The organism is Mucilaginibacter rubeus (assembly GCF_003286415.2).
In the GTDB taxonomy this organism is placed as follows: domain Bacteria; phylum Bacteroidota; class Bacteroidia; order Sphingobacteriales; family Sphingobacteriaceae; genus Mucilaginibacter; species Mucilaginibacter rubeus_A.
On record NZ_CP043450.1, the window covers coordinates 2,483,293 to 2,498,425 of the forward strand.

Consider the following 15,133-nt stretch of genomic DNA (forward strand, 5'->3'; position numbering starts at 1 on the left):
TGTTGAATTATTAATTGGTTTTTATAAAAAGCTTTGTGCCTTCGGCCTTAAGCTTTCAGCCTAAGATCAAGCAAAGTTTTCCACTCCTGGTAAATAGGTTCAAACTGATCTGTTGTTGGTTCTACCAGTTTAATAGCTTTGATATTGCTGAATGCTTCAGATGGCGATTTGAAAATGCCTGCGCCGATTCCTGCTCCTAAGGCCGCGCCAACGCTGCCGTCATTATTATAAAGCTCGACGGGTACGCCCGTAGCATTTACAAATGTTTGTGTAAACAGATCGCTCAGGAAGAGATTGCTTTTACCTGCGCGGATCACAGTTGGGTTCATGCCATTCCCCCGCATAATATCAAAACCGTAACGGAATGACGAGGCTATACCCTCCTGCACAGCCCTGAAAATATGGGCAGGTGTATGCAGGTTAAGATCGATGTTTTGGAAATGTGCGCCTACCTGCTTGTTGTTTAACATGCGCTCGGCACCGTTGCCAAAAGGAAGCACCTGTAAGCCATCGGCACCTAATGGGGCTTTTTCGGCTTCGGCATTCATTTGATTGTAGCTATAGCCTGTACCGAATGTGTTTTTTACCCAACGGTACAAACTGCCGGTGCCATTTATGCACAGCAATACGCCAAGCCTCTTTTGTTCGTTGGTATAGTTAACGTGAGCGAAAGTATTGATGCGGGATTGCTGATCGTAAACCAATTGATCATTTACCCCATAAATAACACCAGAGGTGCCTGCGGTAGCCGCTACTTCGCCGGGATTAAGGACATTTAGTGATAACGCGTTGTTAGGCTGATCGCCTGATTTATAAGTAACCGGGATACCCGCCTTTAAGTTCAGTTTTTCGGCAACCGATGCCTGCAATGTTCCGTGCGATGAAAACACAGGATTGATAACGGGGAATAAATTCTCATCAAAACCAAAGTAGTTAATGATTTCTTTAGAGATGCCGTTGGTTTTGAAATCGAAAAATACCCCCTCAGAAAGTGCTGATACCGATGTGGTGATCTCGCCGGTAAGTTTCATGGCGATATAATCGCCGGGTAGCATGATTTTGTCAATTTTATTATAGATCTCTGGTTCGTTTTCTTTTACCCAGGCCAGTTTTGAGGCCGTGAAGTTACCGGGCGAATTGAGCAGATGAGATAGGCAGTGTTCTTCGCCAATTGTGGCAAATGCCTTATCGCCTATTTCAACAGCGCGGCTATCGCACCAAATGATACTATCGCGCAATACGTTTTGATCTTTATCAACAAGCACAAGGCCGTGCATTTGATATGCTATGCCTATTGCAGCAATATCCTTTGAATTATAACCACCTTTGGCATGGCAGCGCTCAAGTGCCTTTTGTGCCTGTTGCCACCACATGGACGGCGATTGCTCGGCCCAGCCGGCATGCAATGCTTTTATTGGTGACTCCTCATCGGGATATTGCGCAGACGCAACTGTGTTTTGTGTAGCAGCGTCCACAACACTTACTTTTACCGACGAAGTACCTATATCAATCCCTAATAATAGCATAGCCTATTCAGATTTTTGTGTGATTTTTTGGTTGTATTTATTAATTGGTAACTTAACGCAACGAAAATAAATAAATAAATAAAAATTGCAATCGATTGCGTAAAATATTTTTTCCAAATTGCACTCACCAATGAAGAAAGTAAAACGCACAACCATTTATGACATTGCCGCCAAGCTCGGCATAACTGCATCCTCGGTATCAAGGGCGCTGAACAACAGCAGCCAGGTAAATGAAAAGACCCGCGAGCTGATCATTAAAACCGCCGACGAGCTCAATTATAAACGTAATACGCTTGCCTCCAATCTGCGAAAGGGGCATTCAAAAACCATTGGCGTTGTGGTACCCCGCATCAACCAGAACTTTTTCGCCAATGTAATAGCCGGGATTGAGGAAACAACCTATCAAAAAGGCTATAACCTGATCATTTGCCAATCAGGCGAGGTACATGATAAGGAAATTCAATGCGTAAACACCCTTATTAATCAGCATGTGGATTGTATCGTGATCTCTGTATCGGCCGATAGTTATGATTATCAGCATCTGCAGAATGTGCTCGACCACGGCATACAACTGATCCAGTTTGACCGTGTTGCCGAAGAGCTGGAAACCCTTAAAGTGATCAACGACAATGAGCAGGCTTCGTACGAGGCGGTATCACACCTGATAGAAAATGGCTACAAGCGTATTGCTCTGCTTGAAGGCCCACAAAACCTGAACATCTTCCGCCAGCGAAAAACTGGTTATCTGCGGGCGTTGGAAACCCACAAGGTTGCCGTTATTGATGAATTGGTAGTAGAAAACGCCTGGACAAAAGAACTCGGTGCCGAAGCCACACGCAAACTGCTTAACCTCCCCCAGCCTCCTGATGCGATATTCGCTTCCACTTCGGATTTTTCAGCACTGGGCGTTTTGGAAGTAGCTAATGCGATGGATATCAAAGTTCCTTCGGAGCTGGGTATTTGCGGTTACTCCAATGAAGCGTTTACAGAGATCACCAGTCCGTCTATAACCTCTATAGATCAGTTTAGTGTATATATGGGCAAAACCATCGGTAACCTGTTTTTTCAGGAGAATGCCAATACTGAGGTTTCAGTTAAACCTAAGATTATCAGCATAAAACCAGAATTGATCATCAGGGGATCTACAGCGAAGAAGGGATAGTTCTTTTCCGTTCTTTCTTAACAATCGTCATTGCGGGGCACGAAGCAATCCCAAACTTACAGAGAGACTTACTTGGTCACTTTGTAACCTGTGAGTTGTGTTCCGCGCAATGACATTTTTTTACTAAATAATCCCCATTAATCCAATTTCTTTGGATTGGTATTTTCATTTTAAATTCAATATCGATAAGCATTTAGTTACATATTTGTTACATTAAGCTTTAATTTCAGCCATTATTTAATTATAATACGTATGGATGATTTTTTAGCGGCCAGATCCCAAATGGCCTTATCGTTAGGGTTTCATATCATATATTCCTGTATCGGTATGGTGATGCCTGTTTTTATGGCTATATCCCACTTTAAATGGATAAAAACGCAGGATCCCGTCTATAAAAATATTACTGTTGCCTGGAGCAAGGGCGTGGCTATATTTTTCGCGACCGGCGCCGTATCCGGCACGATGCTTTCATTTGAACTCGGGTTGCTTTGGCCTGGTTTTATGAAGCATGCCGGGCCTATCTTCGGGATGCCATTCTCCCTTGAAGGAGTAGCCTTTTTTATTGAGGCAATAGCGCTGGGCTTGTTCCTGTATGGCTGGAACCGACTAAACAACTGGGTACATTGGACAGCCGGGATCATCGTAGGTGTAAGTGGTGTCGCATCGGGCATCTTAGTAGTAGCTGCCAATTCATGGATGAACAGCCCCTCCGGTTTCGACTTTGTGAACGGGCAATATATTAATATTGATCCTGTAAAAGCCATGTTCAACAAGGCTTGGTTTTCAGAATCGCTGCATATGATCATAGCGGCTTTTTCAGCTACGGGTTTTGCTGTGGCTGGCATTCATGCGCTCATGATCTACCGCAAACAGAATGTGCTTTTCCATACCAAGGCTTTTAAAATCGCTATCATTTTTGGCGCTGCTGCTGCCATTTTACAACCGTTCAGTGGCGACCTGTCGGCTAAAAACGCAGCTAAACGGCAACCTGCAAAACTGGCCGCAATGGAAGCTTATTTTCATACCCAGGAATATGCACCGCTCGTTATAGGTGGTATACCAGATACAGCGGCAAAAAAAGTTAATTACGGCATAGAAATCCCGGGCTTGTTAAGCTTTTTGGTCCATGATAATTTCAAAACGCCTGTAAATGGTTTGGATAAAATTCCGGTGAAAAATCAGCCCCCGGTAGCTGTTACCCATTACGCTTTTCAAATTATGGTAGGTATAGGTGTTTTGATGATGCTGATAGGGATCATCTACTTTTATGAGCTCTGGAAGAAGAAAGATCTGCTTTCTAAATCCTGGTTCCTGAAAACGTTCATCTGGGCAACCCCGCTTGGTTTTATCGCTCTTGAAGCCGGTTGGACGGTGACCGAAGTTGGTCGCCAGCCCTGGATCATACAGGGTGTTATGCGAACCAGCGAAGCGGTTACACCTATGCCTGGAATCCAGTATTCGTTTTACCTGTTCAGCTTTATTTATTTTACGCTGAGCGTGGCTGTTATATTTTTATTAAAAAGGCAGATCCAGATGGTGCCAGAATTGTATGACCGTAAAACCGCCTGACCATGATGCTTTATATTGTAATCCTTTTCCTGTTCGCGGCCATTACCCTTTACTTTTTATTGGGCGGGGCTGATTTCGGCGCGGGTATAATTGAGCTTTTTACATCAACTGACAATAAACACCGTACCCGTAAAATCATGTACCAGGCCATCGGCCCTATTTGGGAGGCCAATCACATGTGGCTTATTATTACCGTGGTGGTGCTGTTTGTGGGTTTTCCTGTAATTTATAGCGAAATGTGTATTTACCTGCACATTCCTTTGTTAATCATGCTGCTTGGTGTAATAGCCCGAGGTACCGCATTTTCGTTCCGGAATTATGATGCTGTTAAGGACGAAAAAACACAGGCATTTTATACGCACATATTTGTTTATTCAAGCTTTGTTACCCCTTTATTTTTAGGCATTATTGCAGGGAGTGCGCTATCCGGACAGATTGATCCTAAAGCTACAGATTTTGCCCATGCTTACATTTTTAGCTGGTTTAATTGGTTTTCGGTATCAGTTGGCTTCTTTACGGTTGCACTTTGCGGCTTCCTTGCTGCTATTTATATAGTTGGTGAAACGGAAGATATAGACGAAATTAAGCGTTACATCCGTAAAGCGAAAATTATGAACATTGCTGCTGTGATTTGCGGCGCGCTGGTATTCTTAGCTTCTCATTTCGAGCGTGTTCATCTGGCCAACTGGATTTTTGGCAACCCGGTAAGTTTAGTTGCGGTAATAGCAGCAACTATTTCATTGGTAGTGCTTTATCTGATCATATCGCATCGGAAAAACAGGCAATGGATCAGGGTGTTGGCTGCATTCCAGGTTTGTATGATCCTGATATCGGTTGGTTTCTCGCGCTTCCCAAGGTTTGTTATTTTTAAAGATGGCAGTTCGATGTCGTTGCTTACAGAGCATGCTAACAGCAATAGTATTGATGATCTGGGGATTGGCCTGCTGGTTGGTAGTTTGTTTATATTGCCGGCTCTGGGGTATTTATATTATGCGTTTAAGAAGAAGGCTTAACCATGATTTACTTGATTTCAGGATTTCATGATGTTATACCTTAAATCAAGTGAATCGTGAAATCAGGAGAATCAGGGTTCTGATTGATAAAGATGTGCTGTCAAATATTACATTTGTGTTGTGAAGAATTATTTAAAGATCTTATCAATAGACGAGTATTCGATTACGCCTAAGTACCTGCAACTATCTAATGCCATTATCAGGGCTATTGAAAGCGGGCAGATTGTGAAGGATGATATGCTTCCGTCTATCAATGATTTGAGTTATGCGCTGGATACTTCACGCAATACTATTGAACGTGTTTACAAGGAATTGAAAGAGAAAGGAATTGTAAGCTCAGTACCTGGTAAAGGGTTTTTTATATCGAATACCGATTTTCAGAAGCCGCTTAAAATATTTCTGCTATTCAATAAGCTTAGTGCGCACAAGAAAATCATCTATGATGCCTTTGTTGCTACTATAGGCGAACAGGCAGCCATAGATTTTTATATCTACAATAACGATTTCTATTTTTTCAAAAAGATCATTACCGAAAGTATCCAGAGTGACTATGCCAAATACATCGTTATTCCGCATTTCCTGGATAATGAAACCAAAGCCCATGAGATCATTAACACTATCCCTAAGGATAAATTGATCTTACTGGATAACATGGTGCCTGGAGTAAGCGGCAAATTCGCGGCTATTTATGAAAACTTTGCTACAGATGTTTACGAGGCACTGAAAAGCATGCTGGAAAGCCTGAGCAAATACCATACGCTCAAACTTATCTTCCCCGGTAAAACCTATCATTCTAAAGAGATCATGAAAGGTTTCCTGAATTTTTGTCGACAATACGCTTTTGAATATGATATAGTTGAAACGCTATCCACCGAGTCTATTCAGAAAAACACGGTATACATCAGTCTTACAGAAGACGACCTCGTTGAACTCATCAAAAAGATCCTCGCCTCCGATTTAAAAGTAGCCAAGGATGTAGGTGTGATCTCTTACAACGAAACCGCACTTAAGGAAATTATTCTTGATGGTATCACCACCATTTCAACCGATTTTAAATTGATGGGCAGCAAAGCGGCCGAGTTTGCGCTGAACAATTGCCATGAGCATTTTGCTGTGCCGTTTACGGTGAGGTTAAGGAGCTCGTTGTAAGCGCCCTATTAATGAAAAACGTCATTGCGAGGCACGAAGCAATCCCAAACTGCACAGGGTCAACTTTTATAGCTGCTCTGCTAATCGGGGATTGCTTCGTGCCTCGCAATGACGCACTTATTAATGCTTTTCTGCTTTAGGCTCTTACTTCAGTTCCCTAACTTTTATGCTTCTGAAAAACACTTCGTTGCCATGGTCCTGTAACAATAAATGGCCGGAAGGAGCTTCACCGAAGTTTTTCCAGATCGTGTATTTACTGATAGCTACCAAATCGCGGAAAGCTTTTGAACCACGCTCATATTCCAATACTTTAACACCGTTTAGATAATGCTCAACGTGATTGTTAGGATATACCACCACGCGGCCAGTATTCCACGCTCCTATTGGGTGTACAAAACGTTCTTGTTTATTAGCTTTGATGAGGTCATATAGCGATGCTAAAGTACGGTCGCCATCACGGCCAAGTTTGGCATCAGGGTGCAGTTTATCATCAAGCACCTGGTATTCCAGGCCGATTGCCGAACCTTTGGTAACTTCAGACAGGGTAACAAAATATTTAACACCGCTGTTGGCGCCTGGTGTAAGCTTAAATTCAAACGACAGGTCGAAAGCGCTGTAATTATCATTAGTAACGATATCGCCTCCACCTGATTCTTCCTGACCGGCAGACGGTAACACATGCATGGTGCCATTTGCATATTCCCAGCCTTTTTCAGGGAACGCTTTAAGGGTTGCACCATGCCAGCCTGTATTGGTTTTGCCATCATACAATAGTTTCCAGCCGTTTGCTTTTTCGGCAGTTGTTATGCTGTTGGGCGTAAGGTTAACTACATATACATCCTTTGGAAATGGTGTGGCTTTTAAATTGGTGGTTTTCAGGTTAATGTTTTTGAAATACACTTTTTTGCCGGCTTGTTTTTCTTCACTAACAGCGTGTACCTGTAAGGCGATAAAGCCTTTGCTGTCAACAGTATCAACCACATCGCCGGCAGGTACGCCATTTACCCACGTTTTCATTTCATTGCCAATGCATTCAATTTTGATGTGATTGTATTCGCCAACTTTAAACGCGTCTTTAGCTTTTGGGTTTAGATCAAGCGGATACAGCCAATCTCTCCTACCCTCATCATAGATACCGCCGGTCCATTTGCGTGATGATGGGTCAATTTCAAATTGCCTGCCATACACTTTGCCTTTACCTTTATTGCCTTCCGGATCGTAATGGCTGCGGGTTTGCACGCCCGAATTGCTCAGTTCGCTTTCGATTTTAGCGTCCAGTTCCAGTATGAAGTTACCATACTCTTTTTCGGTAACTAAGAATGAATTACCAGAGTTAAGCACGGTGGTACCAACTATGGCCCCGTCTTCTACTTTATAGTCGGCAGAGCCGGCAAGTTGTTTCCAGCCTTTGAGCGTTTTACCATCAAATAACTTGGTTTGCGCACTTGCCGGACTTAATGCCGCCGACGCTAATAGCATAATTGCAGGGTAGATTATTTTTTTCATGATTGATATTTTCTAATTATTCATAAATAAATGTCATTGCGAGCGATAGCGTGGCAACCTCGTAGCCAATGTCTTTTCGACATGTATAATTACGAGATTGCTTCGTCGTTCCTCCTCGCAATGACATAAAAAAACAGGCATTATACCTTTACCTCCCAACCCTTTTCATACTCACGACTCCAAAGCTTTTGTGCCTGGGGATCATTAATGATATGACCATTATTCGGATCAATGTGCAGCACCCGGTCAACGCGATATGAGATATTGCCTAATTGCGGTAACAGTGTTGATTTGAAGCCAACTTCTATCGGGCAGTTTAATTTATCAGTTCCGCGAATCGAATCGGCAAAGTTTTTCATGTGGAAGCCGTCCAACGCTTCTGTAGGGCTTACTTTGTTGGTGCCGTCAACTTTAGTATCGTCTTTAATTTCTTTTACCAGTTTGTTGTCGCCATTATAAACCCGGTAGCTGTTACCACTGTCATAAAACAAGGTTCCTTTATCACCATAAAACACAACTCCCCTGCTTAATTTTTCAATTTCGAAACCATTGCAACTACGGCATTCCCATTCTGCAGCAGTGTTATTAGGGAAGTTATAAAGGATATTTTGCGTATCGGGAGTTTGCCAGTCGTCATCAAAATGGAAGCGCCCACCGGTTGATACCACTTTGTTAGGATAATCAACACCCAATCCCCATCTAATTACATCCAGTTCATGCGTGCCATTGTTTAAAGCCTCGCCTGTGCCCCAGTTCCAGAACCAGTGCCAGTTATAGTGGATCAGGTTATCCTGATAAGGCTTTCTTGGTGCCGGGCCCTGCCATAAATCATAATTTAAGTTGGCAGGTACAGGTACCTGTTTGCCTTTGCCAATGCTTGCGCGATGATTGGTATACCAGCCTTTAGCATAATAAGTACGACCGATTACACCGTCATGCAATTCCTTTACCATAGCCTGCACGTTAGAAAATGAACGGCGCTGGCTACCCATTTGAACCAGGCGTTTGTACTTATTTGCAGCTTCTACGGCCATTTCCCCTTCGTGCGGGTTGTGGCTGCATGGTTTTTCTACGTATACGTGTTTACCCGCCTGGCAGGCCATGATAGTCGCGGGGGCGTGCCAATGATCAGGAGGAGCTACTACAACCGCGTCAATATCCTTTATCTCCAGCATTTTGCGGATATCGGTTAAACCCTGCGGTTTTTTTCCTGTTTGCTTGTAGATCGCGTCAATCGTTTTAGCAACTACATTTGAGTCCACATCGCAGATATATCCAATCTCCACATTAGGCAGTTTGGCAAAGCTTTGGGCAAGGTACAGGCCACGGCTATTGGTACCCATCATGCCTAATACTACTTTTTCATTGGGCGATCCCTTAAAAAATCCGGCAGCTTTTGATAGTTGAGGCGCAAGCAGAAAACTTGTACCCGCAACGGCGGTTGATTGAATAAACTTTCTACGGTTAATCATTTTTCAAAACAGGTTAATTGGGTTTTAATATGCGTACCCCGGCGGGCGGCGCCGCAAATTAGCTAAGATTTATAAAGGGCTAAAGCTATCGGGCAATTTTTTTATGAAGCAATTGTAATTTAACTGTTACTTAATAGAGCTTAAAGCGGAAGGCTTAAGGCCGAAAGCCTGTATTAAAGCATTGAATGATTAGTATAGTCGTTCAATTAGCGTTAAGCTCCAAAAAAACAGAAAGCCCCGGCGAAGGGGCTCAAGGGGGTATTAATTGCAGGATAGGCGTTATACAAGTGGCTGTATTGAAAATACATCCAGTTTTGAGGTTTGGAAGTTACGTACCCTTTTATATACGCCATTTCCGTTGCTGCTTCCGTCGGTGTTTGTATTTCCTTCAATGGTATCAAACAAATCGCCGTGTACAGCAGTAATAAGCCCGGTATGAAACCAATCGTTAGGCGTTTTTTGAACCAGGAAGATGTCGCCGGGCTTAACGATAGAAGGGTTGGCCCTTACTGTTGCAACACGGCTTAATAAGCCTTTGCTAATGCCGGTAGTTCCTACAGTATCACAACTGTAGGTAAGTGGCATCAGCGTGCGGAAATCTTTTCCAAGCTGACTTGCGGCCTGATCAATAATAGTTTGTACAAAGCCCATACACCAAAACCATTCGGTACCCTCGTTATTATCCATATATGCCCTCACCCATGGGCCGCTGTTGCTCTGGCCTTTAATTACAAGTTCAAACGGAGCATTGGCCAGGTGCTGCATTGCTGTATTTACAATCAATTCTCTTAATCCGGTACCGGCAACAGGGCTCTTGAAAGCATTTACCATAGGTTGGCATAAGGCTGCGAAAACGCCACTGTCAACGATGCCTGTTTGCGGAAGACCTTTTGCTTTCTGGAAATTTTTAACTGCCGTCTCTGTTCCCGGGCCAAAGCTACTGTCTATTCCTGTTGCCGTTCCTGCTGCAGGATTGGTAACAGCATACAAGTTAAGCCAACTTTGAATTTTAGCTACTTCTTTCTGATTGTTTGAGGCGCTGCCCTTTTGTTGGGTCGCGGCTATAGCTGTTTCTTTAAGGTACTGTTTTTTGATCATAGGTTGCAGGGTTTAATTACGATAAGTTTAGATGATATAAAACGAATGTTTTATTACTCGACGGGTTGAAATTAAACCAATACATGCAATTTAACCAGCGTAGTGATACGTATTTAACGCAAAAAGCTTACGTAGTTTTACGTAAGCTTTTTTAAATCAAGGTTATAAAACCTATGTTCGGTACTTAATATTGTATCGGCAACGGAACCAGTTTTAAATTTTGGCGCTGGTGCCAGTACGGATATATCGGATCAACTTCGCTGGCGGCATCCAGTTTTTTTACCTGATCGAGGGTTAAATTCCACCCTATAGCACCAAGGTTTTGCTTAAGTTGTTCTTCGTTACGTGCACCAATTACCAGGTTAGCCACTGTTGGCCTCTGTAATAACCAGTTCAGCGCCACCTGTGCTACAGATTTACCGGTTTCTTCGGCAACTTCATCAAGCGCGTCAACAATGTTATATAAATGATCAAAGTTTGTAGCCGGGCCATGCGCGCCGCCCTGAACCGTTCTGGAACTTTCCGGAATTGGCGCTCCTCTCCTGAATTTACCGCTTAGTTGGCCTGATGATAGCGGGCTCCATACAATGGTGCTTACCTTTTGATCGATCCCTAATGGCATCAGTTCCCATTCAAATTCGCGGTTAAGCAGTGAGTAATATGCCTGGTGGGCTACGTAACGGCTCCATCCATATCTTTCAGACACCGAAAGTGATTTCATCAAATGCCAGCCCGAAAAATTAGAGCAGGCAATGTAGCGTACTTTGCCGCTGGTTACCAGGTCATCAAGCGCTCTTAATGTTTCTTCAACAGGTGTATTGGCATCAAAACCGTGCATGTGGTAAATGTCTATCCTGTCGGTATTTAAACGACGAAGACTATCTTCTGCCGATTTGATCAGGTGGTAGCGGGATGAACCGAAGTCATTAACACCCTGCCCCATGGTAAATGTAGCCTTGGTGGAAATTAACACCTCGTTACGAATGCCTTCCAAGGCTTTTCCCAAAATTTCTTCAGAGGTACCTTGCGAGTAAACGTTAGCCGTATCAAATAAGTTAACTCCTGCATCAAGGCATATATTAATCAGCTTTTTTGCCTCATCAACCTGGGTGTTGCCCCAGGCTTTGAAAAACTCGTTGCCGCCGCCAAATGTGGCCGTGCCGAAACTTAAGATAGGTACCCGCAGCCCGGATGCTCCTAATTGTCTGTATTCCATAGTGTATATTTTATGATGTAAAAGGCGGTAGCCTGTTTCACAAATTTATGCGGAATCGATTGCTGAAGGCATTTTTACATATCATAAGTTTGTCATTTATGGTTGATGTTCTACCGCGTTGAGATAAACAAACATTAGTTTTGATATATGATTGCAGACCCGCTGAGCGTTTCCCTTTTTGAAATGAGGCTGGAAGAGATCCACCGTCATGACCCTATGCTGAGGTATGAAATTACTATTCGCGATTTTATCGCCCTGTTTCCACTCAAAATAAAAAACGGCAAACCTGTAAAACCTGAACACCCTGCTTCTTTCGCACTCGACAGGGATGTTTTCTTACAGGTTTTGGTTGCGTTTAACCAATCTTTTAATTAGAATATCTTCCCCTGTTTTATCCAATCAGGAACACTTCTAAATAACAAATAAACCCGTTGAGGCTGATGCCATATTTTAACTTTGCGCAAAATTTAAGACATGGAGAAAACTAAACTTACCATTAATAATAACGGTTCGGTTAAAATAGAGGGCGATTTTGAAATTGTGGACATGCAAGGTAATGCTTACGGTTTGCAAGGCCGTACAGTGGTATCTATCTGCCGTTGCGGGTTATCTGCAAATAAACCATTCTGTGATGGCTCTCACAAAGGCCATTTTGAGCATAATGCCATTGCATTTGATCTTCCGCCTAAAAAAGTATAAACAATTGTTTTTATATACATAAAGCCCGGTGTTTAACTACATTGGGCTTTTGTTTTATGCGGTGTTCTTAAAATAATCTGCATTTTTGAAAACTATACTTATAAATAATAATGCGTTACTTTTTTCATATCGGTTATCATGGTGCAAGGTATTCGGGCTGGCAGAAGCTTTCAAAAGCAATTACTGTACAGGAGGTAATTGAAACAGCCCTCGAAAAAATCCTGAAACACCCCGTAGCCATTAATGGTTGTGGCCGTACCGATGCGAAAGTACATGCAAGTCAGTATTTTTTTCATGCCGATATCGATGATAATTTAGACTTCGACCTGTTGTTTCGCCTAAATAAACTGCTTCCTGATGATATCGCCGTATTTGATATTATCCCGATGCAGGGCGATCCGCATGCCCGTTTTGATGGTGTGATCCGATCATATGATTATTTCATCCATAATTATAAAGATCCGTTCCTGAGCCGTTTCAGCTCGCACTATCCCGATCAGGACCTTGATCTGGATGCCATGAAAAAGACTGTATCTATTCTGCCAAATTATAATGATTACCGCGCCCTATGTAAAACGCCCGATAAAATAGAGCATACTATTTGTCACGTGAAATCTGCCGGGCTTTATATTGATGGCAATGGCAGTAAATTAAGGTTTAATATTACCGCCAATCGTTTTTTGTACAAGATGATCAGAATTACTGTAGGGCGCTTGCTTGAAATTGGCCAGGGGAAGATGAGTACAGATGAATTTGAATTTTATCTTGCCAACAAACAAACACCCAAAATCATTATCCCCGCCCATCCTCAAGGCTTATACCTTTCAAAAGTAACTTATCGCTATCTTGATCTCGAACCGCGGTCGGCTTTTTCATTACTTAACAGTACTGATTGGTATCCCCTATAATGCTTATCTGCTGATTTTTAAAAATATGACGCGGTAATTTGGTATTTTTGCACCCTCATTTTAATTTTTAATAAGTATCCTGATGGCGTGGTCTGATAAATTGAAGCTTAATAAGCAACTGTTACGTTCTGTAAATGAAGTAGGTTTTACAAACCCTAAAGAGTTGCAGCTAAAAACCATCAACCGTATAATTGGTGGGCAGGACATTATAGCTATTGGCCCCGAAGGCAGTGGAAAAACCACTACCTATGTGTTAGGCGTTTTAAACCGCTTCAACTATGCTCCGGAAGGTGTTCCGCGTGTGTTGATACTTGTGCCTGAAAAAGAGAACGTATTTGCGGTTATTGAACAGTTTGACCGTCTCAATAAAAATAAATCCATCCGCATAGTTGGTTTATATGTTACCCCCGGCTTTGAAAGCCAGATGGATGACTTAGCTGATGGCGCCGATATTGTTGTGGCAACCCCCGACAGGGCAAGGGCCATTTACCTCAAATTGGCTTTGAATTTAAATAAAGTTGACCTGCTGGTAGTTGATGATGCCGACCAGATAGTAAAAAAGGGTTTACAATTACCCGTTGTTGAACTTGCGAACAGTATTGATAAAGCACAGCACCTTGTGTTTACCGAGGTTATTCACGCTAAACTGGAAAAAATGCTTGATCCGTTCATGAGAGATCCTGCTATAATTGAGGTTGACGAACTAAGTGATACTGTTATCGAAACGCACGAGCAGCTTTTATACAATGTGCCCAACTTTGGCACTAAGCTAAATCTGCTCAATTTGTTTATGTATGATGAAGAGTTGTTTACAAAAACCGTTGTGTTTGTGAATACTCAAACAACCGCCGAAAAGCTTTTCCAAAGCCTTAAAAGTCGCTTACGTACAGGTGTAGCATACTTAAACCCAAAGTTCTTCGACACGAAGGGCTTTAAAAACATTGAAGATTTTAAAGCTGATCCGGCTACGAGAATCCTGATCGTTACTAACGAAAACGAGGAAGAGCTTAATCTAAGTGATATTCCTTTCCTGATTCAGTTTGATTTGCCAGCAGATAACGAGTTGTTTATTAGTCGCATAGTAAATCATGATCCTGATAGCGAGGAAGAAACGCTGGCCATGACCTTTGCTACCGATATTGAGTTGGGGCAGGTAAAAAAGATTGAACAGCTAATTGGACATAAGATCCCGGTAGCTGAGCTGCCTGAAGACTTGGTAATTGTAACCGAATCGAAGTCGAAGAAAGCGGATGCAAAAGAAGATAAAAAACCGGCAGGTGTTGGTGAGGCTTTCCACGAAAAAAAGGCATCAAACGCCAAAACATATAACCTGAGCGCCAGTACCAAGGCTAAAATGAATAAGAAGAAAAAGCACGGGTAAGAAACTCCACCTTTAAGTTCTGCCCAGACTTACGAAGTTTTTAAAACTTCGTAAGTCTTAACTTTAGTAATATCATACTATCTCCAGATACAAGTCTTCCACCTTCTTCCTCGCCCAATCGGTTTTTCTCAAAAACTTAAGGCTTGATTTTACGCTCGGGTTATCATTAAAGCAATTGATTCTGATCCGTATACCCAATTCTTTCCAGCCAAAATGAGCTACCAGTTCATTGAGTATCATCTCAAGTGTTTTGCCATGTAAAGGGTTGTTGGGCTGTTGCTGCATGGGGCAAAAGTAAAGGTTTGTTTCGGTAAAATACCATAACAAAATTTGCAGCAAAGTCGTTTAACTACTAAATTATGTTAGCTGATATTTAATAAACGGTAAATTTTGTTTAATTTAATGCAGCTAATAAAGCACGTTTAAAACCACTT

Annotated in this window: 14 protein-coding genes; 8 read left to right on the forward strand and 6 right to left on the reverse strand. The window is 42.4% G+C overall.

Annotation, left to right across the window (positions count from 1 at the left end; all coding sequences use genetic code 11):
* Positions 1 to 47 precede the first annotated feature (47 nt).
* Entirely contained in the window at positions 48 to 1,526 is a 1,479-nt protein-coding gene (locus DEO27_RS10200; RefSeq protein WP_112575562.1) for a xylulokinase, read from the reverse strand.
* A gap of 130 nt (positions 1,527 to 1,656) precedes the next feature.
* Here DEO27_RS10200 and DEO27_RS10205 point away from each other — a divergent pair, with 130 nt between their 5' ends.
* The 4 genes from DEO27_RS10205 to DEO27_RS10220 all read left to right on the forward strand — a co-directional run bounded on the left by DEO27_RS10205 (position 1,657) and on the right by DEO27_RS10220 (position 6,419).
* A complete protein-coding gene (locus DEO27_RS10205; RefSeq protein WP_112575563.1) occupies positions 1,657 to 2,688 on the forward strand; it encodes a LacI family DNA-binding transcriptional regulator in 1,032 nt (343 codons plus the stop codon).
* 252 nt (positions 2,689 to 2,940) lie between these two features.
* Entirely contained in the window at positions 2,941 to 4,257 is a 1,317-nt protein-coding gene (locus DEO27_RS10210) for a cytochrome ubiquinol oxidase subunit I (protein WP_112575564.1), read from the forward strand.
* Between the two features lie 2 nt (positions 4,258 to 4,259).
* On the forward strand, positions 4,260 to 5,270 hold the full coding sequence (locus tag DEO27_RS10215; protein WP_317132982.1) for a cytochrome d ubiquinol oxidase subunit II: 1,011 nt from the start codon (positions 4,260 to 4,262) through the stop codon (positions 5,268 to 5,270).
* A gap of 120 nt (positions 5,271 to 5,390) precedes the next feature.
* A complete protein-coding gene (locus tag DEO27_RS10220) occupies positions 5,391 to 6,419 on the forward strand; it encodes a GntR family transcriptional regulator (protein ID WP_112575565.1) in 1,029 nt (342 codons plus the stop codon).
* A 144-nt stretch (positions 6,420 to 6,563) separates the two neighbouring features.
* Here the strand turns inward: DEO27_RS10220 and DEO27_RS10225 are convergent, their stop codons facing one another.
* From DEO27_RS10225 to DEO27_RS10240, 4 genes are all read right to left on the reverse strand, one after another.
* Positions 6,564 to 7,925, reverse strand: coding sequence for a DUF1080 domain-containing protein (locus DEO27_RS10225; RefSeq protein WP_112575566.1), 1,362 nt, complete (start codon positions 7,923 to 7,925; stop codon positions 6,564 to 6,566).
* Positions 7,926 to 8,065: 140 nt separating this feature from the next.
* The gene (locus DEO27_RS10230) at positions 8,066 to 9,397 is read right to left on the reverse strand and encodes a Gfo/Idh/MocA family protein (RefSeq protein ID WP_112566878.1); all 1,332 of its coding nucleotides are present in this window, start codon (positions 9,395 to 9,397) and stop codon (positions 8,066 to 8,068) included.
* A gap of 279 nt (positions 9,398 to 9,676) precedes the next feature.
* Positions 9,677 to 10,495 (reverse strand): peptidoglycan-binding domain-containing protein, encoded by an 819-nt coding sequence (locus DEO27_RS10235; protein ID WP_112566875.1) that lies wholly within the window; start codon positions 10,493 to 10,495, stop codon positions 9,677 to 9,679.
* Positions 10,496 to 10,679: 184 nt separating this feature from the next.
* Positions 10,680 to 11,711 (reverse strand): aldo/keto reductase, encoded by a 1,032-nt coding sequence (locus DEO27_RS10240; protein WP_112566872.1) that lies wholly within the window; start codon positions 11,709 to 11,711, stop codon positions 10,680 to 10,682.
* A 147-nt stretch (positions 11,712 to 11,858) separates the two neighbouring features.
* Here DEO27_RS10240 and DEO27_RS10245 point away from each other — a divergent pair, with 147 nt between their 5' ends.
* The 4 genes from DEO27_RS10245 to DEO27_RS10260 all read left to right on the forward strand — a co-directional run bounded on the left by DEO27_RS10245 (position 11,859) and on the right by DEO27_RS10260 (position 14,699).
* A complete protein-coding gene (locus tag DEO27_RS10245) occupies positions 11,859 to 12,086 on the forward strand; it encodes a hypothetical protein (protein ID WP_112566869.1) in 228 nt (75 codons plus the stop codon).
* 99 nt (positions 12,087 to 12,185) lie between these two features.
* Positions 12,186 to 12,410, forward strand: a complete 225-nt coding sequence (locus DEO27_RS10250) for a CDGSH iron-sulfur domain-containing protein (RefSeq protein ID WP_090525766.1) — start codon at positions 12,186 to 12,188, stop codon at positions 12,408 to 12,410.
* 110 nt (positions 12,411 to 12,520) lie between these two features.
* Positions 12,521 to 13,318 (forward strand): tRNA pseudouridine synthase A, encoded by a 798-nt coding sequence (locus DEO27_RS10255; protein ID WP_112566865.1) that lies wholly within the window; start codon positions 12,521 to 12,523, stop codon positions 13,316 to 13,318.
* An 82-nt stretch (positions 13,319 to 13,400) separates the two neighbouring features.
* Positions 13,401 to 14,699: a DEAD/DEAH box helicase gene (locus DEO27_RS10260; RefSeq protein ID WP_112566862.1), complete on the forward strand. Its 1,299-nt coding sequence runs from the start codon at positions 13,401 to 13,403 to the stop codon at positions 14,697 to 14,699.
* A 72-nt stretch (positions 14,700 to 14,771) separates the two neighbouring features.
* On the opposite strand, the gene DEO27_RS10265 is transcribed toward DEO27_RS10260, so the two are convergent.
* Positions 14,772 to 14,984: a VF530 family DNA-binding protein gene (locus DEO27_RS10265; RefSeq protein ID WP_112566859.1), complete on the reverse strand. Its 213-nt coding sequence runs from the start codon at positions 14,982 to 14,984 to the stop codon at positions 14,772 to 14,774.
* Between the last annotated feature and the right edge of the window lie 149 nt (positions 14,985 to 15,133).

Coding starts and splice junctions, on each gene's coding strand:
- DEO27_RS10200 (WP_112575562.1), bottom strand. CDS start 1,526: ATGCTATTATTAGGGATTGATATAGGTACTTCGTCGGTAAAAGTAAGT.
- DEO27_RS10205 (WP_112575563.1), top strand. CDS start 1,657: ATGAAGAAAGTAAAACGCACAACCATTTATGACATTGCCGCCAAGCTC.
- DEO27_RS10210 (WP_112575564.1), top strand. CDS start 2,941: ATGGATGATTTTTTAGCGGCCAGATCCCAAATGGCCTTATCGTTAGGG.
- DEO27_RS10215 (WP_317132982.1), top strand. CDS start 4,260: ATGATGCTTTATATTGTAATCCTTTTCCTGTTCGCGGCCATTACCCTT.
- DEO27_RS10225 (WP_112575566.1), bottom strand. CDS start 7,925: ATGAAAAAAATAATCTACCCTGCAATTATGCTATTAGCGTCGGCGGCA.
- DEO27_RS10230 (WP_112566878.1), bottom strand. CDS start 9,397: ATGATTAACCGTAGAAAGTTTATTCAATCAACCGCCGTTGCGGGTACA.
- DEO27_RS10235 (WP_112566875.1), bottom strand. CDS start 10,495: ATGATCAAAAAACAGTACCTTAAAGAAACAGCTATAGCCGCGACCCAA.
- DEO27_RS10240 (WP_112566872.1), bottom strand. CDS start 11,711: ATGGAATACAGACAATTAGGAGCATCCGGGCTGCGGGTACCTATCTTA.
- DEO27_RS10245 (WP_112566869.1), top strand. CDS start 11,859: ATGATTGCAGACCCGCTGAGCGTTTCCCTTTTTGAAATGAGGCTGGAA.
- DEO27_RS10250 (WP_090525766.1), top strand. CDS start 12,186: ATGGAGAAAACTAAACTTACCATTAATAATAACGGTTCGGTTAAAATA.
- DEO27_RS10255 (WP_112566865.1), top strand. CDS start 12,521: ATGCGTTACTTTTTTCATATCGGTTATCATGGTGCAAGGTATTCGGGC.
- DEO27_RS10260 (WP_112566862.1), top strand. CDS start 13,401: ATGGCGTGGTCTGATAAATTGAAGCTTAATAAGCAACTGTTACGTTCT.
- DEO27_RS10265 (WP_112566859.1), bottom strand. CDS start 14,984: ATGCAGCAACAGCCCAACAACCCTTTACATGGCAAAACACTTGAGATG.